The organism is Peptoniphilus equinus, assembly GCF_027921445.1.
In the GTDB taxonomy this organism is placed as follows: domain Bacteria; phylum Bacillota; class Clostridia; order Tissierellales; family Peptoniphilaceae; genus Peptoniphilus; species Peptoniphilus equinus.
This window is the reverse complement of record NZ_CP115667.1, coordinates 1,580,697-1,600,673: the sequence shown is the minus strand read 5'-3', so window position 1 is coordinate 1,600,673 and position 19,977 is coordinate 1,580,697. Positions and strand designations below refer to the sequence as shown.

Below are 19,977 nucleotides of genomic sequence, written 5' to 3'. Positions count from 1 at the left end.
TCCTAAGATGGCGGATAGTAAGAGAATCTGCCGACGGCGCAGTTATAGTGACAGACGCATATCAATGAAGACCAACAGGGACGTTTATCGTTCCTGTTTTGTCGCTTCTCACCATTCGATCGAGGATAGTGTGAGGTTTTACTTACCGAAGTGTCGCAATTGTTTTTAGAATCTCACATAAAAAAGAGCAAAGAAAAACCCACCGGTAGGTTCCGATGGGTTTTGAATTTATTCTTCGTCGTCAAAGCCGCCGGTGTAGAGGCGGTAGTAGACGCCGCGTTGTGCAAGGAGGTCGTCATGATCGCCCCGCTCAATAATTTCACCGCGGCTTAACACCATAATCGCATCGGCGTTTTTAACCGTTGATAAACGGTGGGCGATAACGAAGGTGGTGCGGCCTTTCATAATTTCATCCATGGATTCCTGTACCAGTCGTTCAGTGTGGGAGTCGATGGATGAGGTTGCTTCATCCAGAATGAGCACCGGCGGATTGTAGAGCTCGGCGCGTCCGATGGACAGCAGTTGTGATTGACCTTGAGAAAGGTCGGACGCCGTACCGGAGATTTCCGTGTTGTAACCTTTGGCAAGATTTTTGATAAAGCCGTGGGATTGAGTTTTCTTTGCGGCTTCAATGACTTCGTCATCGGTGGCGTCGTCTTTGGCGTATTTTAAGTTGTACTTCACCGTACCGGTAAAGAGGTGGGTATCTTGAAGCACCATACCGAGGGAGGAGCGAAGGTGGTGTTTTTTAATGTCCTTCACGTCGATACCGTCGAAGGTGATGGTACCTCGATCCACATCGTAAAAGCGGTTGATGAGGTTGGTGATGGTGGTCTTGCCGGCGCCGGTTTCCCCAACAAAGGCAATTTTTTGCCCGGGTTTGGCGTAGAGGGAAATGTTCTTCAATACCGGATGGACGCCGTCATAGGAAAAGTCCACGTTTTCAAAACGAATGTCACCGCGAAGTTCGATGAGTTCTCCGGTCTCAGGGTTTTTCCAGGCCCAACGGGAGGTGCACTCGGTACATTCGGTGATGCCGCCGGTGCCGTCGTCACAGACACGGGCGAGTTCGTACACGCCGTTATCTACTTCTGAAGGGGTGTCCAGAAGTTCAAAGATACGCTTGGCGCCGGCGAGTGCCGAGATGACTTGATTCATCTGTTGCGACAGTTGGTTGATAGGTCCGGAGAAGGAGCGGGAGAGCTGCAAAAATCCCACCAGTCCGCCGACAGACAGACCGGTTGCACCGGTGGCCGTTAAGAGGCCGCCGATGGTTGCGATAAAGGCAAATTGCAAATTACCGATGTTGAAGATAATCGGCATCAAAAATAGCGAATAGCGGTTTGCCATCATGGTATTATGGGCGAGTGCATCGTTGAGCTCTTTAAATTTGTCGATGACTTGAGCTTCCCGGGAGAAGACTTTAACAACTTTTTGTCCTTCGATCAGCTCTTCAATGTAGCCGTTGGTGGTCCCGAGGGATTGTTGCTGAGCACTGAAGAAGACGGCACTCTTGCCGCCGATAAAGCGCATGGCGAAAATCAGCGCAAATACGGTGACGATGACGACGCCAAAGAGAATGGCGGAGCTTAAAATCATGGAGATGATAATCACCGTCAAGGTAATAATCGAGGAGAAGAAAGACGGCAGGGCGTTGGTCAACATCTGCTCCAAGACCTGGGTGTCGTTGGTAAAACGGCTCATCAAGTCGCCGTGAGGCGTGGTGTCAAAGTAGGCGATGGGAAGAGTCTGCATATGGGCAAACATCTCTTTACGCAAGTCGCGAATAATGCTTTCGGCGATGTTGATCATGATACGGGCGGAGATGAGGGTGGACATGGCACCGGCGGCAAAGATCAAACCGAAGAGAAGTACCAGACGGAAAAGAGGCGTTATGTCGAAGTTGCCGCTTTCCATTTGAGGGATGATAATTTGATCGACCAACAGGCGAATGTAGAGGGCCTGAAGGACTTGCACGCCTGCGGCAATCAGCGTCAGAAAGATGATCCCGATGAACTTGATGCCGCCTCGTTCTAAAAGCATACTCAAAAGGCGTTTGAAGGCTTCTTTGTTCTCTTTGGTGTTGAGTTTTCCACCGCGAGGGCCGCTGTGTCTACGCATTCGGTTCATCGAAGTCACCTCCTTGAGTGCTGGCTATTTCCTGATAGATGCTGTCACGGGTCATCAGTTCTTCGTGAGTGCCTCGGTCACGGATTTTGCCCTCTGCCATGACGATAATGGTGTCACAGTGTTCCAGAGAGTTGATTCGCTGGGAAATAGTAAGGCGGGTCATGGACGGAAGATGCACTTGCATGCCGTCGACAATTTTCTGCTCCGTCTCATTGTCCAGAGCTGATGTGGAGTCGTCTAAAATGAGCACTTGAGGACGCTTTAACAGGGCGCGGGCAATACACAGCCGTTGGCGCTGACCTCCGGAAAAGTTGGTGCCGCCTCGTTCCACTATGGTGTCATAGCCGTGCTCTGTCGCCATAATAAAGTCATGGGCTTGAGCAATTTTCGCCGCCCATTGAATCTGCTCATCCGTGGCCTGTTCGTTCCCCCACTTGAGGTTTTCCCGAACCGTCCCGGAAAAGAGCGTGTTCTTTTGAAGGACGACAGCCACGCTGTCGCGCAGGGTTTTGAGATTGTAGTCACGCACGTCCACACCGCCCACTTTCACCGAGCCCTTATTGGCGTCATAAAGACGGGGAATGAGGGAGATGAGGGTGGACTTGGAGGAACCGGTGAGGCCTATAATACCGACATTGGCGCCGGAGGCAATGTCCAAGTTGATGTCGCTTAAGACGCACTTGTCGTCATCGTCGACATAGGAGAAGTGAACATGGTCAAAGGCAATGCTGCCGTCTTTCACTTCAGTGATGCCGCCGAGGTTTTTATCCAACGAGGTGGTCGTCTCCAACACTTCCACAACACGTTCGGCGGAGTTTTTAGAGATGACCAGTTGCATAAAGACCATAGAGAGCATCATCAGAGAAATTTGAATTTGTACGGCATAGTTCACCAAACTGATGAGCTGACCGGTTTGGAGGGTGCCGCCCCAGATGGCCTGAGTCCCGAAGTAAGAGATCAACAGTGTTGCCGCAAAGGTGCAGCACATCATCAGAGGCTGAATGTTGACCATGAGTTTGGAAGCTCGGACGTAGAGTTTAAAAATCAAATCCACGAGGCTGGAGAACTTTTCGGTTTCATGATCTTCCTGCACAAAGCTCTTGACGACCCGAATCCCCAAGAGATTTTCTGCAACGACCGTGTTTAAATGGTCGTAGGTTTTAAAAATACGCTCAAAGAGGGGATGAGCTTTGGACAAAATAAGGCTCAGACCGATGATGAGAATAGGGAAAATGATCAAAAAACTCAGAGAGATCTCAGCATTGATCCGAAGGCTCATAAAGAGCGCGAAGATCAAGAGGAGCGGAGATCTCAAAGCTAAGCGGTTACCCATTTGGTAAGCCGCCTGAATGTTTTGCACGTCGGTGGTCATGCGGGTGATGAGTGAGCCGCTTTGAAAGTGTTCAATGTCTTGAAAGGCGAAGTCCTGAATATTGGTGAACAAGGCAAAGCGCAAGTTTTTCGCAAAACCTGCCGAAGCTTTAGTCGCCAGATAGCCGGACATCATGCCTGTGAGAAAAGCCACAACCACTGCCAGGATAAGGTACAGACCATAACGTAAGATGGCATCCGTATCACTGTTCACAATCCCCACATCGATGATAAGACTCATGAAATAGGGAATGAGCACGTCCATTATAATTTCTATAATGACAAAAACCGGGCAGAGGAAGGTGTAAATTTTGTAATCTTTAACATGTGATAATAACGTTCTTAACATATTTCCTTCCTTTCATCAGAATATTATACACCTAATATAAAAAAAGTTATATAATATCACTATAAAAAGGTATAAGTATAACAAGGGGGTATTAACAATGAACAACGAAAAGAAACATGATGCTAATGTAGAACAAGCCGAAGCCATTCAACAGGAACACCGTCCGGCAAGTGATGTGTACAGCAAAGCGGCCGGCAAGGATCCTGAAACCGGTGTGGAACAACCTACTGAAGAAGCTGTTATCGAAGCGAAAGAATGGGTTGATCAACAAAACCAACGCTAATGGCTTGGGAAATTTCACTGCTGAATGAAATACAGGGTTTTGAAAACCCTGTATTTGACATTGTGGCAAAAATGCTGGCACAGTTCGGCACTGCGGGCATCGGATTTATTATTATAGGTCTTGGCCTTGCCGTAGTGAAGCGGACACGCCGGTGGGGTCTTCACATTCTCGCCGGTCTTATCTTAGTCTTCATCTTCGGCAATGTGCTGATCAAACCTTTAGTGGGTCGCGTGCGGCCCTATGTGGAAGCGGGCAAGACGATTATCGTCCCGGCACTTCAAGACGGATCCTTTCCGTCGGGACACACCTATTCCGCCTTTGTGACTGCCTTCGCATCCCGCAGATACCATCGACTTTGGGGCGGGGTGCTGATGACCTTTGCCGTTCTTATGGGACTCAGTCGCTTATATCTCTATGTGCACTATCCCACCGATGTACTTGGCGGCGTCGTCTTAGGTCTTGTGGCCAGTCTTCTTGCCGGCAAGCTAATAGAACAATGGTATCGCCGCAGGCACAACAACAATGCGTAAGGTTATCCCTTACGCATTGTTCGTAATTGTTTAAAAAATGAGGAGAGAAGTTGTGAGCATCGTTGATCCTCGGTGAAGACCACATCCGGTTCATGGTTGGACGTGGTGAGGACATTGACCGACGTGCCGCAGCAGCCAAAGCGCCCGTTGCGCGCGCCGATGACGACCTTGCCCAGGCGGAAGTTGACCATGGCGCCGGCGCACATCAGACACGGCTCCAAGGTCACATAAAGCGTGCAGTCTTCCAAGTGGGAGTGACCCAGCGTCGCGGCCGCTTCTTTCAGGGCGATCATCTCAGCGTGCTCGCTGGCAAGACCGGTGTGTTCCTTTTGATTGAAACCGCGTCCGATGATGACACCGTCCCGTACCACTACGGCACCGATGGGTACATCGCCGGTCTCCATACTTTTCTTTGCCAGGGCCAGTGCTTCGTCCATAAACATGATTGCTGTCCTTTCTTTCTATTGAGTAGTAGTACCATCATTGTATCACAGCCGCAGACAAGGGACGCTGATTTTACTGATCACGGCATGAGTTTGAAAAATTTTTTTAAGAAATGTGTTTAAAAATAAGTTAATGTGGTATCATAATAATAAGCCAACAGGATCATCCAACTTACCGTTGGCGCAACCAATGACTTAAAACTCTTCTGTACCGGAAGAAGTCTAAAGGCATTAGCCTCGCCGCTGTTGCGGCAGAAGAATGAACGACGTAACGATGCACATTTCAAGGATAGGAATGACATGTCGAACGATGCAACACGCGTCGAGTTCAAACTTTAGTCACTACAAAAATTTAAGCGTAGGATTTTTGGACATGGTGACCGGAGAATGGATTGGACAAGGTCCAAGCTTCACAGGGGTGGAGCGAACGATCTGACATTGATAAAGGACGTGATACGTGTGATTGAACCTAAAACAGAAAGTTGGATGATCGCATAAAAGATAGTTTTTCTAAAGCTAGAGAAGCTATCTTTTTTGTTGCCTGCGAGGACGAGACGTCAGGAGCAGGATATTTTAAGGGGGCTCAGCATATGACGGCCGCATGTGACGATCCCGGGGCGGCAGGGTATCTTTTAAGACAGCAAGGACAGTGTATGACGATTAAGGAAGCGAGGCGAATCGAATGACGCTTGACGAACTGAAACATGACATTCAACGGATGGAGGCGGAGCTCATAGCTATTCGACGCCACCTCCATGCCAATCCCGAGCCGGGAATGGAAGAGGTGGAGACCTCAAAGTATATCGTTGAGCAGCTGCAAGGCTACAACATGGATGCCGTCACACCGACGGGGGAGGTGGGGGTCATTGCGGCAGTCAATCCCGGGAAAGGGAAGTGCATTGCTATTCGTGCGGACATCGATGCACTGCGTGTTGAGGAAGCGACGGGTGTAGCTTGGGCGTCTCAACGGCCGGGGGTCATGCATGCGTGCGGCCATGACATACATATCACCTGTCTTTTGGGTGCGGCGAAAGTGATTGCGGCACACAAGGAGGACTTTGACTGTACGGTAAAGTTTATTTTTCAGCCGGCGGAGGAGAGGGGACAAGGGGCCAAGTACATGATCTCACATGGGGCATTGGACAACCCGAAACCGGACTATATTATCGGTCTGCACTGCTGGCCGGGGATGCCGGCGGGGACGATCTACCACCGAAGCGGGATGATGTCCGCCGCCTCGGATCGCTTTGTTCTCAAGGTCAAAGGCAAACCGGGGCATGCTGCCCATCCGGAACTTGCCGTTGATCCTATCTACATTGCCAGTCAAATTGTGGTGAATACACAGTCGATTATTTCCAGAGAGCTCAGCGCCTTGGAGTCTGCGGTGTTGTCTTTCACCTCCATTCACGGCGGGCGTGGCGGCAATGTGATCGGCGATGCGGTAGAGCTTAAAGGCTCGATTCGCTCACTGTCCGCTGAGGGACGGGAGTTGATTCACAGGCGGCTTAGAGAGATCGCCGAAGGCATTGCCGCGGCTCACGGCGGGAACTGTGAGGTGGCACTGACTTCGGGCACGCCGATGCTCTCTAACGACCCCTTCGTCTCGGAGGTGATAAAGAGGGCGGCCAAAGAGGTTTTCGGTGAGGCGGCCTACATTGAGAATCCTCATGAAACCATGGGTTCTGAGGATTTTGCCTATTATCTGGAGAGCGTGCCGGGCGCCATGTTTCGACTGGGGTGCGGATTTAAAGATAAGGACAATCCACCCCTTCACTCCAACCGAATGAATCCGGATGAAGACTGTATTCGAGTCGGCGTCCTCATGCACAGTATGACGGTGTATTATTTATCAAAGAGCTATTAAAAGACGGCCCTCTCGCTGTAGAGAAGGCCGTTTTTTAGTGTTCACGCTGAGCGGATGTAATTTCGCCGAGCATATCTCGGCCTTGAAGCATCTTTTTAATGTTTTTAATATCCAGAATAATCACTTCGTGGCTGAGGAGTTCTTCCTTGGACGCTTCCTTCAAAAAGGAAGAATTGATCACAAGGACCGGGCGAAGACCTTCATAGATGGATTCCAACTGACGGATCATCTCGGTGACTTCCTCCCGATCCAATTCGTCTTTCGATGCGGAGTTGCGGAGTTCGACGCCGTAGCTCTGGCTGTCCTTTTTGACAAAGAGATCGAATTTGGTGGAGCGCTTGAAGTTTTCTTCGTAGTGATCCACATAGTAGCCGCAAGTGGTAAAGGCTTTGACGATGACATCTTCATTATTGAGATCCGTGGTCACCCGACGCAGTGCTGCAAGCAACTCGCGAGGGTGAATTTGAAAGATGGCGGTGCATTCGGTGTTGTTGCCGTGCGTGTATTTGTAATCGAAACCCACTAAGAGATCCGCTGCCACCGTGATATAACCGTGGGCAATGGCATTGCGAATATGACGAAAGAGCGCTTCCGTTTTCGTCTCATCGTCGCCTACGGTGAGCACGACTTTCTGTCTGTCCGGGATAATACTCTTTTTAAAGAACGCTTCAATATCCGGGTCAATGGTCTTTGTGATGAGCACGTCCTCATCGTCCAAATTCAGATGATGCATGATTTCAGTGAAGGTGTAGTCATCATAGTAGCGATTGGAGACGAAGGGATTGTCCTGGGATTGAATGGAGGCGATATTGGGGACATACCACAAGAGGTATTCCAACGCTTCGGTGAGCTCAGGACTCAGGGGCATGGGAATGGTATCATGGGCAATCGTGTAGCTTTGTACAGGGAGATTTTTATAAGTAAAGGCTTTAGTATACATAGGACTCCTTCATGGTGACAATGATGTCGTTTATTTTTTCAGTATTTACCCGAAACATACCATTAAAAAAACGCAGCTCGGCTGCGTCTTTCTAAGGTGGTTAAATTCAATTGTCAGTTGGTTGGATCCTCAGCCGTGAAGTCTTCTTCAGGAATTGGACGGTGTACAATGTGTTTGTAGTAGAATTTTTCAACCAACATGGAGATGGCGTTGTCACCGGTGACATTCGCTGCAGTACCGAAAGAGTCTTGAGTCAGGTACAGGGAAATCAAAATGGTGGCAAGTGGTGAATCGGAAGCTACGCCAACAACAGGCAGGAACGGCAAAGCACTCATAACGGCTCCGCCGGGAGCGCCTGGAGCTGCAACCATGGCGACGCCGAGAATGGCGATGAACTGGATGATCAGACCGAAGTTGTGCGGCATATCATACATGAAGAGCAAAGTATAGACACACGCGGTGAGTGTGATCATAGAACCTGGAAGGTGAACAGTAGCGGCCAGTGGAATAACGAACTCACGAATTTGGCGGGTGACGCCGATTTTGCGGTTACATTCGACATTGACAGGAATGGTTGCTGCAGAAGATTGCGTACCGATGGCGGTCATGTAAGCAGGCAGTGCTTTTTTCAAGCTGGCAAAAGGATTTCTCCCTGTGAGGCCGCCGGCCACGATGAACATGACACTTATGTACACAATGTGCAGTGCGATAATGCATCCGAAAATACGAATAAAGATGCTGAGAATGGCAAATACGGATCCGGAATAAGCCATATTGGCAAAGTTGCCGAAGATAAAGAATGGAAGCACCGGAATGATGACTTTGGCAAGGACCATGTTGATCATTTCGTTAAATTCGTTAATCAATTGGTAGAAACCTTGGCCGGTGCCTTTTTGGCGAAGCACGGATACACAAAGACCTATCATAAAGGCAAGGACGAGTGCGCCGGTGACATCGATGGCAGGATTGAGCGGAATTTCAAATAAAGCGGCTAAGTTATTCTCAGAAGCTTGTTGAATTTTATCTACCATTGCAGGGTCAATAAAGCTTGGGAATAAAGTATGAGCCATGGTGTAAGATAGCGAACCTGCAATTAACGTGGAGGCATACGCCATACCTACTGCGGCAAGAAGCAGTTTGCCTGCCCCTTCAGACAAATCGGCAATCCCTTTGGATACAAAGGCAATAATCATCAGAGGAATGACAAAGTTTAGCAGTTTGCCGAAGTTAGCTGAAAACGTAACGGCAATTTGAGTCACTACAGGTGGCAGGTAGAGACCTACTAAAATACCAAGTGCAATGGCAATAATAAGCTTTGGAATTAAGCCCATTGTAAATTTTTTTGTTTCAGACATGTTATTCTCCTTCTTTCAAGAAATCTCTTCTAATTCTCTGACCGGTTTTACTTCCAGCGAGACCGCCGAGTCCTGTCTCTCTCAAGGCCTCACTCATGGAATTGCCCACTTCGCCCATCGCGATGACCACCTCATCGAAAGGCACGATACTTTCCACACCGGCAAGCGCTAAATCTGCAGAGATAAAGGCATTGATAACGCCTGAAGCGTTGCGGAATGTGCATGGATATTGGACAAGTCCGGCTATAGGATCGCAAACAAGGCCAAGCACATTGATCAGTGTGATGCTTGCTGCGTGAAGAGTTTGTTCAACGGTGCCGCCGAGCATTTCTACCAGGGCGGAAGCCGCCATGGCGGATGCTGCACCGCATTCGGCTTGGCAACCGCCTTCTGCGCCGGCAAATGTGGCGTATTTGGCGATGATCTGTCCAATGCCGATAGATGTGATGAATCCGTTTTGTAAGGTTGTTGCGTCGAAGTCATATTTTTCAATGACCGAGCTCAGCATGGCCGGCATAATGCCCGATGAACCAGCTGTCGGCGCGGCGACGATTTTGCCCATGGAGGCGTTCACTTCGCTGGTGGAGAAGGCTCGAGCCATAGCTCGTGCTAAGAACGGACCGACAATAGGCTCCCCGTTGTTGGCATAATCAAAGGTGCGTTTGGCGAATCCGTCGATCATCCCATAGGTTGTCGTTTCAGATTGTGTCAAATTTTGAGTCGAGGACTGCTTCATCACCTCGATGACCTCGTCAATGCCGGCACGGATTTTTTCCTCCGTGTTGCCGCGGCGCAGTTCTTCTTCTATGACCAGGTCGTAGATGCGAATGCCGCGCTCGGCGCAGACCTCAATGATTTCTTTTGCAGTGTTAAGCATGATCCACCTCCACATATTTCGCCAGACTAAAACGAGGATCATTTAAAATAGTTTCTTGAAGCTCGTCAGTCAGCGGTTGGTCCAGTTCCACCGTGAGGGTGACCACGTTGGTAAGTTTGTCTTTGGACGTATTTAAAGATTCTATGTTGTAGTTGTGCGTGGACAACTGGGTGGAGACGAAGGATATGACCCCTTTTTGCTCCGGATATTTTAACAGTATGGTGGAATACTCACCGTTGAACTCGATGGGAATGCCGCCGATGTCTACAATTTTCATGGCCCCGCCGCCGATAGATGAGCCGATGATAAACTCATCGTCTTTATTCGGATAGGAGAAGACCAGTTTTACCGTATTGGGATGGAACTTGTCGCCGAGGTTGGTTTGAGTGAATTTATAGCTCAAGCCGGCTTCGTCGGCCAGCTCAAAAGACCGTTTAATGCGGTCGTCATCAGGTTCAAAACCCAGGATACCTCCGACGAGGGCGCGGTCGGTGCCGTGTCCTTTATATGTGTGTGCGAAAGAACCGTGAAGTTGAAAGTCCACCGCAGTGTAACCTTCAGTCACGATATCTGCAGCGACATTGGCAATTTTACATGCGCCTGCAGTATGGGAACTGGAAGGTCCGACCATGATGGGACCCATCACTTCAAATGCACTGTATTCTGTCATACTACACCTCCATTATCGCTTTTATGATAACAGATATAAAAACAATTTAAAAGCAATTCCGTACAAATAGGCGGACTAATTTAAATAAGAAGAAAACTGATTTCACAGTAAAGTGATTTTGAAGTAACTGGACACCAAAGTTGCGTCGTAGCGGTTGTCATTTGACAGACAATACCATATAATGACAACGCAAAGTCTAAGATTAGACTAAGATTAAAAATAGGAGGGACCATGAAAAAACAAAAGAACCAAAAAGAAGTCAGCGGTTTTCTCAAAGGCGTCGAAGTCATTGGAAATCGCTTACCACATCCGGCCATGATTTTCTTCATTCTCTGTGTTGTGGTTGTCATAGCCTCTCACTTTGTATCTCTTTATGGTGAACCGATCACTTACTTTGATGCAAAAGCAGGCGAGCAAGTTACCAAATCTGCAAAATCTCTACTCAACGGTGAAGGATTGAGTTATATTTTTAACAGTGCCGTCACCAATTTTACCAGCTTTGCGCCTTTGGGCACCGTCCTTGTAGCGATGCTTGGCGTGGGGGTGTGTGAATGGACGGGGTTGTTCAACACCGGACTTCGCAAGGCGCTGCTCAATGCCAACTCGAAACTTCTGACACCGATTGTTGTGTTTGCCGGCATTATGTCTAACGTGGCATCCGATGCCGGGTATATTGTCGTTGTGCCTCTTGGGGCGATCATCTTCGGCTTGGCAGGGCGTCATCCTCTGGCAGGTCTTGCGGCAGCTTTTGCCGGCGTCAGCGGCGGCTTTTCTGCGAATCTGATTCTTGGGACGACTGACCCGCTTCTGACCAACATCACCAATGAAGCGCTCAATGCGGCGCAAATTAATATGAGCATTCCTGTCACATCGAATATGTATTTCCTTCAAGTGTCCACTATTTTCTTAACTATCGTAGGCACTTTTGTCACCGACAAGATCGTGGAACCGAACTTAGGAGGGTATAAGTTTGAGGCGACGGAGGAAGAGGCGAGCGATGTTTCATCGCTGGAATCCAAAGGTATCCGCAACGCTATGGTAGCTTTGGCGATCTATGTCGTTGTGATGGCTTTTCTCATGGTGCCTGACACGTCACCGTTTAGAGCCTTGGATGAAGCTACAGGTAAAATGACCTTAAATGACTTTTTACACAACGGTTTGATCCTTGGCATGATGCTTATCTTCCTCATACCGGGTCTGGTTTACGGTGCGACCGTCGGGAAGATTAAAAACTCCCATGACTTGGTGGCGGCGATGACCAGCGCCATGAAATCCATGGGCGGCTACCTGGTGCTCGCTTTCTTCGCATCACAATTCATTGCCTACTTCGGTGAGACCAACTTGGGCGCCATCATCTCGTATAAAGGGGCCGAGTTTTTAAAGAATGCCGGCATTGGCGGCTTTCCACTCATCGTCATCTTCATTCTTTTCACCGGGTTTATCAACCTCTTTATGGGTTCGGCCAGTGCAAAGTGGGCGATTATGGCGCCGATCTTCGTGCCGATGCTTCTGGAACTTGGCTTTACCCCGGCTTTGACTCAAGTGGCCTACCGTATCGGGGACTCGTCCACCAACATTATTTCACCTCTGATGAGTTACTTTGCCATGATCGTTGTGTTTATGCAAAAATATGACGAAGAATCCGGGTTGGGTACGCTGATATCCATGATGCTTCCTTACTCGATTGCATTTCTCATATTCTGGACGGCGCTTATGGGTGTATTTTTCCTTTTCAATTTACCAATCGGTCTTGGCGGTACCATCTTTATGTAACACCAACTCCCTTCGGGGAGTTTTTTTGTAGGAGCAAAGTATGATTATTAAAAACATTCGCGTAGTCAATCCGAAAACACACTGGGATGCCATCACAGACATCACCATCAAAGACGGTCTCATTGCCTCTTTGGAACCCACGGATGCACCGGGGGATCTGGACGGTACGGGCCTTATTGCCGCCCCGGGCTTTATCGATACCCATGTCCACTTTAGAGACCCGGGTCAAACCCACAAAGAAGATATTGCAAGCGGATCGTCAGCGGCACTTGCCGGGGGTTACACCTCAGTGGTCACCATGGCGAACACCCGACCTATTTTGGATAATGTCGAGGTGGTTGAGGACTATCTCACTCGCGCCAAGGCGATGCCTATTCACATCTACACGGTCGCGGCACTGACCAAGGGATTTAAAAGTGAATCGCTGACCGATATGGACGCTCTTAAGCAGCTCGGCGTGGTAGGTTTTAGCGATGACGGCATTCCCAATACCAAAACCGCCCTTATCTACGACGGCTTAAAAAAGGCCAAGGCACTTGATGTCCCCGTGTCCTTTCATGAGGAAGACCCGACATTGAATCGGGAGAACGGCGTGAATGCAGGCGACGTAGCGGCCTCCCTCGGACTCTGCGGCGCACCGGGCGTGGCGGAAGATGTATTGGTTGCACGAGACGGCGTCTTATGTTGTCATACAGGTGCCAAAGTGGTCATTCAGCATATCTCATCCAAAGGTGCGGTGGATTTGGTGCGATATTTTAAAAGCCGGGGCGCGTCCATCTACGCCGAGGCCACGCCACATCACTTTTCCAGCACGGAAGATTTGGTTCTCAGCCAAGGGACGTTGGCAAAGATGAATCCGCCGCTTCGCACGGAAGCGGATCGCTGTGCCATCGTCGAGGGTCTTGCCGACGGGACAATTGACTGTATCGCGACGGACCACGCCCCTCATGCGGCGGAAGAGAAAGCTCAGGACTTTGTCAAAGCGCCGAGCGGTATCATCGGTTTGGAAACGGCATTAAGTTTAGGTCTGGTTCATTTGGTGGATACCGGAGCATTAAGTCTTATGGAGTTTTTGCGAAAGCTTACCTCAAACCCGGCTGCGCTCTATCAGTTGCGTGCCGGGAGTCTCGAAGTGGGGATGCCGGCTGATATCACCATCTTCGATATGCTGCCACGTACGGTGGGCGAAAGCCATTCAAAATCCGACAATACACCGTATCAAGGCGTCGAATTGAAAGGCAATGTCCGCTACACCTTTGTGGACGGCGAGATCAAGTTTCAAGGGAAATAAGGCAAATAAAAAAACGACCTGAGAACGGGTCGTTTTTTTGGTGCGCGTAAGAGGAATCGAACCTCCGGCACGTGCTTTAGGAGAGCACTGCTCTATCCTACTGAGCTATACGCGCGCAGGGATTGTTTACATTGTAGTCAAAGGGACTACGTCTGTCAATTCTTTGATATTTTTTAAAATTTGCAGGTGAGTTCGGCGGTTATAATAGTAGCACGGGAGGGATTCTTTGAGACGATCGCGACGAACCAGTAACGTATTTTTTATGTTTTCAGCACTGCTGTTTATTCTCATACTTTTTATGGCGGTGGCAGGGAGGGAGCCGGCTTCCGATCCCAAGACGGAGTATTTGGCGGCCACACAGCATTTGGCTCAGAAGGTGGCGAGAGATTACGGCCTTTTTCCCTCGGTGACCTTGGCTCAGTCGGCATTGGAGTCCAACTATGGACAGAGTGAACTCAGCCGAGCCGCCAATAATTACTTCGGCATCAAAAGCACAAAAGACGCACCTTACGTTGAGTATGCGACGCAAGAGTACGAGGGCACTTCTCCTGAGCAGATTGTGGCGAAGTTTCGAAGCTATGATTCGAAGTGGGCATCCTTTGAACACTATGCAACTCTTTTGACTCGAGGGCGGCGCTACAGTCAGGTGAAGGATGCGGCGAATTATGTCGAGGCGGCTCGCGCCATTCAACAGGCAGGTTATGCGACGGATCCCAACTATGCCGATAAGGTTATCAGCATTATTGAACGCTACGATCTTGACGCGTTGGATGAACCTCAATTTTAATAGGAGACCTTAAAGGACGGCTGTTTAAACAGCCGTCCTTTGAGGTGTATGAAAAAGAATGGTAACATTGTGTTAAGTTGCCGGGAGGGCGCTTGGTCTTACGCCGTCAGAGCATAAGCGGCGTCGCTAGAGACGCCCCGAGAGCTTTCCTTAGCTGAGTTCAGACTAACAAAGCAAGGTAAAGTCTTGATGTAGATTGTGTAAAGTTTCGGTGACGTGAGACGATAGGAGTTAGAGGTCACGGCGGTGCCAGGGTAAGAGCTCCAGCTTCTCTTCTTCGGAAAGCGACTCGTAGTACGTGGCGGCATCAGGAAGGTGTGGGACTTCGCGGGTGTGGGCAATGTCTTCAGACGCAGCATTGGGAGAAATTTCAGGCGAAGGGGAGCTCAGGGGCGATGTCGTCTCGGGCTGTGGCGTCCGGGAGTCTGAGAGATGAGTCTCGGCGTAGTCTTCCCACAGGCGGCTTACGAGGGTCTCTACCAGTGACAGGTCGGCCTCGTCTAAATAGCGCAGTTTTCTTACGATATCATGTAGTTGGGTCATAGTACCTCCTCAGAGAGTTTGCCCTTTCTTAAGGCAAGGTTTAAAATTGAAGTAACAAGTGCAGTGACGTGTGAGATATGGCGGGTCCCCTTATCTACTATTATAACGATAATTCGTGTGACACGCGAGGCGGCCGTACACGTATCCGAGTGCTCACAAAGAGGAAGAGGCTTGCGACTACTGGCCGACCTTGTCGCGAGCGTCTCCGGTACCACGCATTTGAAAGCTTGGCGTCGGGAGGATCGGCGCATGAAAGGAGACGCATATGAGCACACTACATCAACCTGTTGCTGTTGTGGCAGGCACCCTGGGAGACACCAACATGGGAGTTGCGTTACTTGAAGAGGCAGGTTATACAACGGTGGCGTATCCATTTTCCAAAACCCCGGACGAGCAGACTGCTATGCAGTATTTTTCGAAAGATGAATTAAACGCCGGCTTTCGATCTATCGTCAAGGATGCGAAAGTCAAAGGCGCTTCGGCGGTGTTTATCTACTGCAATTCACTCAGTCTGAGTGTCGATTATAAGGACGTTGCCGACGAGGCGGGTCTTCCTGTCATTACGCCCCTTGAAGTCTATGACAGCATCGCGGAACGCCGGCTCTTTATCATGGCGGCAAACGGGTTTTCAGCCTATGCACTTGACCGTAGAATGAGCGAGCGGCTGAGACCGGAGTCTGTGATAAGCCTTGGCATTATGCCTCTTGTCAATGCCATTGAAAGAAGGCAGGATGCGTTCACACAAAATAATCTTAGGGGTCTGATCCAATACATCGAAGGTTTGGCGCCTCAGCCTCAGGCTATTGTGTTAGGTTGCACGCATTTTCATGCCGTCGCAGAGGACATGGCAAGGCTGACAACGCTCCATGTTATCGATCCCACGGCGGCGATGATGGCGGCGCTTCAAGCGGCGTTGGCGTGACGCCGTTTCGAATTTAGAGAAGCGTTTTCCTGATAAGATTTACCAACTACTTAGAGCATTGCAAGGGTATAGTGGGAACATTCTACCTGTAACTTATTGCCATGAAAGAACAATAGAGATACAATAAAAATGAAGTTAAGCAATGAATTAGAGGAGGAAATATGAAACACATGAAAACGATGAATGGGAACACGGCAGCGGCATATGTCGCCTATGCCTTCTCAGAAGTTGCTCCCATCTATCCCATCACACCATCCAGTGATATGTCGGAACTCATTGATGCCTGGGCTGCCAACGGCAAAGAAAACATCTTTGGGGAACAGGTGCAGGTATCCGAGCTGCAATCTGAAGCAGGCGCTGCAGGGGCGATGCACGGCGCACTGTCTGCCGGTGTCCTCGCTACATCCTTCACATCATCACAAGGTCTGCTGTTGATGATTCCGAATATGTACAAGATGAGCGGTGAACTTCTGCCGGGAGTACTTCACGTTGCGGCACGGGCGCTGTCCACTCATGCCCTTTCCATCTTCGGCGATCATCAGGATGTCATGGCTACCCGTCAAACCGGTTTTACCATGATTGCCTCATCATCCGTACAGGAAATTATTGACTTAGGGGCGGTAGCTCACTTGTCAGCTATCAAATCCCGCATCCCGGCGCTCCACTTCTTCGACGGTTTCCGTACCTCTCATGAGATTCAAAAAGTGGAAGTTATCGACTATGACGACTACAAAAAATTGGTAGATTTTGATGCCATTCAAGCTTTTCGTATGAAGGCCATGAATCCGAATCGTCCATACACCAAGGGTACGGCACAAAACTCCGATGTGTATTTCCAAGCCGCAGAAAGCACCAACCAACAGTACATAGATGTGGTGGATACCTATGTTCACTACATGGACGAAATAGGCAAGCTCACCGGACGTCACTATAAGCCATTCGACTATTACGGTGCACCGGATGCCGAGCGCATTATCATTTCCATGGGGTCCGTGAACGAAACCATTGAAGAAACGGTGGACTATTTGAATGATCACGGCGAAAAAGTCGGATTTGTCAAAGTGCGTCTCTACCGTCCATTCTCTAAAAAACACCTGCTTGATGTGATTCCGCCGTCGGTTAAAGCCATTGCCGTTTTGGATCGCACCAAGGAAAAAGGCGCACCGTTTGAACCGCTCCATTTGGATGTGCTCAGTGCCTTTAGTGAAGAGAGCGACGCACCGACTATCGTGGGTGGCCGCTTCGGTCTTGCCTCCAAGAACACCACACCGTCTCACATTAAGAGCGTCTACGACAACTTGGCGCAAGCTCAGCCGAAGAATAACTTCACCATCTCTATCGTGGACGATGTGACACATACCTCGCTTCCTGTAAACGACACCATCAACACCGAACCGAAAGATACGATCAAGTGCAAATTCTGGGGCTTCGGTTCTGACGGGACAGTCGGTGCCAACAAGAGCGCCATTAAAATCATCGGCGACGGCACTGATATGTATGCACAAGCTTACTTTGCCTACGATTCGAAAAAATCCGGCGGCGTTACCATCTCCCATTTGCGTTTCGGCTCGACACCGATTAAATCCACCTATCTGATCACCCAACCGGACTTCATCTCTTGTTCAAAGCAATCTTACGTTCATCAATACGATTTGCTGGAAGGCATTAAAGATGGCGGTAAATTCCTCCTGAACACAATCTGGTCGGAAGATGAGCTCAAAGACAACCTGCCTCTTGAGATGAAAAAGACCTTGGTGGAAAAACACATTGAGTTTTATACCATCAATGCCACCGGCATTGCCGCAGAAATTGGATTGGGCTCACGGACAAATATGATTATGCAGTCCGCTTTCTTCAAACTGGCGGAAGTCCTCCCTATTGATGAGGCAGTGACCAAACTCAAAGAGTCTATCAAAGCCACTTACGGAAAGAAAGGCGACAAGATTGTCAACATGAACTATGCCGCCGTTGATAAGGGGATTGAAGAACTCAAACGGATCAATCTGGATGCGTCCTGGTGTGAAGGCGAAGATCACACGGAAGTTCGTGACGTACCGGAATACGTTGAAAAGATTCTCATTCCGCTCAATGCGCAAAAAGGCGATGCCACACCGGTTTCTGCGTTTGTGGGCGTGGAAGAAGGTTCTATGCCGAGCGGTACATCCCGCTATGAAAAACGGGGCGTTGCTGTGGACGTACCGCACTGGTACATTGAAAACTGTATTCAATGTAATCAATGCTCTTACGTCTGTCCACACGCCGTCATTCGTCCATTCCTTTTAAATGACGACGAAGTGGCGAACAAACCTGAAAGCTTCGAAACCTTGGATGCCAAAGGCAAAGGTCTGGAAGGCTTGCAATATAGAATTCAAATGTCCGTGCTCGACTGTACCGGATGCGGCAACTGTGCCGATGTATGTCCTGCCAAAAACAAAGCGCTGGTCATGCAGCCGCTTGGCGATGAAATGGATCAGACGGACAACTGGGAATTCGCCATGACTGTCGAACCGAAAGAAGATTTGATGGCCGACACCACTGTCAAAGGCTCTCAATTCAAACAGCCGCTTCTCGAGTTCCACGGCGCCTGTGCCGGATGTGGTGAAACACCGTATGCAACATTGGTGACACAGCTTTTCGGAGATCGTATGCTTATCGCCAACGCTTCCGGCTGTTCCTCGATCTGGGGCGGTTCATATCCGACCAGCGTCTTCTGCAAGAACAAGTTCGGTCACGGTCCGGCTTGGGCGTCCTCACTCTTTGAAGACAATGCGGAATACGGTTATGGTATGGCCCTTGCAGTGAAGAAACTTCGCAATTCCATTAAGAAATATATGGAAGACTATATGCAGGACAAAGGCAACGTGGACATCTTCAAAGAATGGATCGACAATATGAAAGATCCTAAGGTCACACGCCGCTTGGAAAAAGACATCGTTGCGATGGTTGAAGGGTCTGACGATATGAACCTCAAAGAAATTGCCAAGCTGAAAGACTATCTGGTGAAACAGAGCATTTGGAGCTTCGGCGGCGACGGATGGGCGTATGATATCGGTTACGGCGGTCTGGATCACACCATGGCAAGCGGTGAAGACTTTAACATTCTGGTCTTTGATACGGAGGTTTATTCCAACACCGGCGGTCAATCTTCCAAGTCCACCCCACGTGCAGCTGTGGCAAAATTTGCTGCCGGCGGCAAGCGGGTGCGTAAGAAAGACCTTGGTGCGATGTTGATGACCTATGGTTACGTCTATGTGGCACAAGTTGCCATGGGTGCCGACATGAATCAACTTTTAAAGGCCATTCATGAAGCGGAAAGCTATGACGGTCCATCCATTGTCATCTGCTACGCACCATGTATCAACCACGGTCTGCTCAAAGGTATGGGCAAGAGTGTCGCTCAGGAAAAACGGGCAGTGGAAGCCGGATACTGGCACCTCTATCGTTACAATCCTCGCTTGGCGGAAGAAGGCAAGAATCCGTTCAGTCTCGATTCCAAAGAGCCGACGGGGTCCTTCCAAGAATTCCTCGATTCTGAAGTGCGTTATACCTCATTGAAGAAGACCTTCCCTGAGATTGCCGAAGAACTTTATAACATGGCGGAAGAAGATTCCAAGTTCCGCTATGAACGCTACAAGAAGTTGGCGGCGGAAGATAAATAAAACGAACAAAAGAGCAGCTGAGGCGCTGCTCTTTTTATATTGTCTCACACCGGTGTTCACGTCAGATAAGCAGGTGTACAGTGATGACGATCCGTTGAGACGTGAGGCAACTTTGTATTGTAAAGCCTATCCGATCAATAAAGAATTATTGGCGCACGGGTAGGTAAACTAATTCAACGTGAAAGAAGGA

At 49.3% G+C, this 19,977-nt stretch carries 16 protein-coding genes and 1 tRNA gene; 8 read left to right on the top strand and 9 right to left on the bottom strand.

The window, feature by feature from the left end:
• Window positions 1–228: 228 nt before the first annotated feature.
• Window positions 229–2,130, bottom strand: coding sequence for an ABC transporter ATP-binding protein (locus O6R05_RS07780; RefSeq protein WP_313791019.1), 1,902 nt, complete (start codon window positions 2,128–2,130; stop codon window positions 229–231).
• Window positions 2,114–3,850, bottom strand: a complete 1,737-nt coding sequence (locus tag O6R05_RS07775; RefSeq protein ID WP_271191421.1) for an ABC transporter ATP-binding protein — start codon at window positions 3,848–3,850, stop codon at window positions 2,114–2,116. Before O6R05_RS07775 ends, O6R05_RS07780 begins: the two co-directional genes overlap by 17 nt.
• A gap of 97 nt (window positions 3,851–3,947) precedes the next feature.
• On the opposite strand from O6R05_RS07775, the gene O6R05_RS07770 reads away from it, so the two are divergent.
• Window positions 3,948–4,133 carry a CDIF630_02480 family spore surface protein gene (locus tag O6R05_RS07770; RefSeq protein WP_271191420.1) on the top strand — a complete coding sequence of 62 codons (186 nt, stop codon included), beginning with the start codon at window positions 3,948–3,950 and terminating at the stop codon, window positions 4,131–4,133.
• Window positions 4,133–4,663 carry a phosphatase PAP2 family protein gene (locus O6R05_RS07765; RefSeq protein ID WP_271191419.1) on the top strand — a complete coding sequence of 177 codons (531 nt, stop codon included), beginning with the start codon at window positions 4,133–4,135 and terminating at the stop codon, window positions 4,661–4,663. Before O6R05_RS07770 ends, O6R05_RS07765 begins: the two co-directional genes overlap by 1 nt.
• A gap of 2 nt (window positions 4,664–4,665) precedes the next feature.
• Here the strand turns inward: O6R05_RS07765 and O6R05_RS07760 are convergent, their stop codons facing one another.
• Window positions 4,666–5,100, bottom strand: coding sequence for a nucleoside deaminase (locus O6R05_RS07760; RefSeq protein WP_271191418.1), 435 nt, complete (start codon window positions 5,098–5,100; stop codon window positions 4,666–4,668).
• 688 nt (window positions 5,101–5,788) lie between these two features.
• Between O6R05_RS07760 and O6R05_RS07755 the strand changes: the two genes are divergently transcribed.
• Window positions 5,789–6,970 carry a M20 metallopeptidase family protein gene (locus tag O6R05_RS07755; RefSeq protein WP_271191417.1) on the top strand — a complete coding sequence of 394 codons (1,182 nt, stop codon included), beginning with the start codon at window positions 5,789–5,791 and terminating at the stop codon, window positions 6,968–6,970.
• A 34-nt stretch (window positions 6,971–7,004) separates the two neighbouring features.
• Here the strand turns inward: O6R05_RS07755 and O6R05_RS07750 are convergent, their stop codons facing one another.
• The 4 genes from O6R05_RS07750 to sdaAB form a co-directional block, all read right to left on the bottom strand.
• Window positions 7,005–7,910 carry a restriction endonuclease gene (locus O6R05_RS07750; RefSeq protein ID WP_271191416.1) on the bottom strand — a complete coding sequence of 302 codons (906 nt, stop codon included), beginning with the start codon at window positions 7,908–7,910 and terminating at the stop codon, window positions 7,005–7,007.
• Window positions 7,911–8,023: 113 nt separating this feature from the next.
• Window positions 8,024–9,265: a dicarboxylate/amino acid:cation symporter gene (locus O6R05_RS07745; protein WP_271191415.1), complete on the bottom strand. Its 1,242-nt coding sequence runs from the start codon at window positions 9,263–9,265 to the stop codon at window positions 8,024–8,026.
• Window position 9,266: 1 nt separating this feature from the next.
• Window positions 9,267–10,142: an L-serine ammonia-lyase, iron-sulfur-dependent, subunit alpha gene (gene sdaAA, locus O6R05_RS07740; protein WP_271191414.1), complete on the bottom strand. Its 876-nt coding sequence runs from the start codon at window positions 10,140–10,142 to the stop codon at window positions 9,267–9,269.
• The gene (sdaAB, locus tag O6R05_RS07735; RefSeq protein ID WP_271191413.1) at window positions 10,135–10,812 is read right to left on the bottom strand and encodes an L-serine ammonia-lyase, iron-sulfur-dependent subunit beta; all 678 of its coding nucleotides are present in this window, start codon (window positions 10,810–10,812) and stop codon (window positions 10,135–10,137) included. Before sdaAB ends, sdaAA begins: the two co-directional genes overlap by 8 nt.
• Before the next feature lie 231 nt (window positions 10,813–11,043).
• Between sdaAB and O6R05_RS07730 the strand changes: the two genes are divergently transcribed.
• Together O6R05_RS07730 and O6R05_RS07725 are read left to right on the top strand one after the other, a co-directional pair.
• Window positions 11,044–12,585 carry an AbgT family transporter gene (locus tag O6R05_RS07730; RefSeq protein ID WP_271191412.1) on the top strand — a complete coding sequence of 514 codons (1,542 nt, stop codon included), beginning with the start codon at window positions 11,044–11,046 and terminating at the stop codon, window positions 12,583–12,585.
• A 40-nt stretch (window positions 12,586–12,625) separates the two neighbouring features.
• Window positions 12,626–13,876 carry a dihydroorotase gene (locus O6R05_RS07725; RefSeq protein ID WP_271191411.1) on the top strand — a complete coding sequence of 417 codons (1,251 nt, stop codon included), beginning with the start codon at window positions 12,626–12,628 and terminating at the stop codon, window positions 13,874–13,876.
• Window positions 13,877–13,914: 38 nt separating this feature from the next.
• Here O6R05_RS07725 and O6R05_RS07720 read toward each other — a convergent pair.
• Window positions 13,915–13,991, bottom strand: a tRNA-Arg gene (locus O6R05_RS07720).
• A gap of 111 nt (window positions 13,992–14,102) precedes the next feature.
• On the opposite strand from O6R05_RS07720, the gene O6R05_RS07715 reads away from it, so the two are divergent.
• Window positions 14,103–14,663 (top strand): glycoside hydrolase family 73 protein, encoded by a 561-nt coding sequence (locus O6R05_RS07715; protein ID WP_271191410.1) that lies wholly within the window; start codon window positions 14,103–14,105, stop codon window positions 14,661–14,663.
• Window positions 14,664–14,894: 231 nt separating this feature from the next.
• Here the strand turns inward: O6R05_RS07715 and O6R05_RS07710 are convergent, their stop codons facing one another.
• The gene (locus tag O6R05_RS07710; protein ID WP_271191409.1) at window positions 14,895–15,206 is read right to left on the bottom strand and encodes a hypothetical protein; all 312 of its coding nucleotides are present in this window, start codon (window positions 15,204–15,206) and stop codon (window positions 14,895–14,897) included.
• 265 nt (window positions 15,207–15,471) lie between these two features.
• On the opposite strand from O6R05_RS07710, the gene O6R05_RS07705 reads away from it, so the two are divergent.
• Window positions 15,472–16,128 carry an aspartate/glutamate racemase family protein gene (locus O6R05_RS07705; protein ID WP_271191408.1) on the top strand — a complete coding sequence of 219 codons (657 nt, stop codon included), beginning with the start codon at window positions 15,472–15,474 and terminating at the stop codon, window positions 16,126–16,128.
• A gap of 161 nt (window positions 16,129–16,289) precedes the next feature.
• Window positions 16,290–19,787 carry a pyruvate:ferredoxin (flavodoxin) oxidoreductase gene (gene nifJ / locus O6R05_RS07700; protein ID WP_271191407.1) on the top strand — a complete coding sequence of 1,166 codons (3,498 nt, stop codon included), beginning with the start codon at window positions 16,290–16,292 and terminating at the stop codon, window positions 19,785–19,787.
• Window positions 19,788–19,977: the final 190 nt, after the last annotated feature.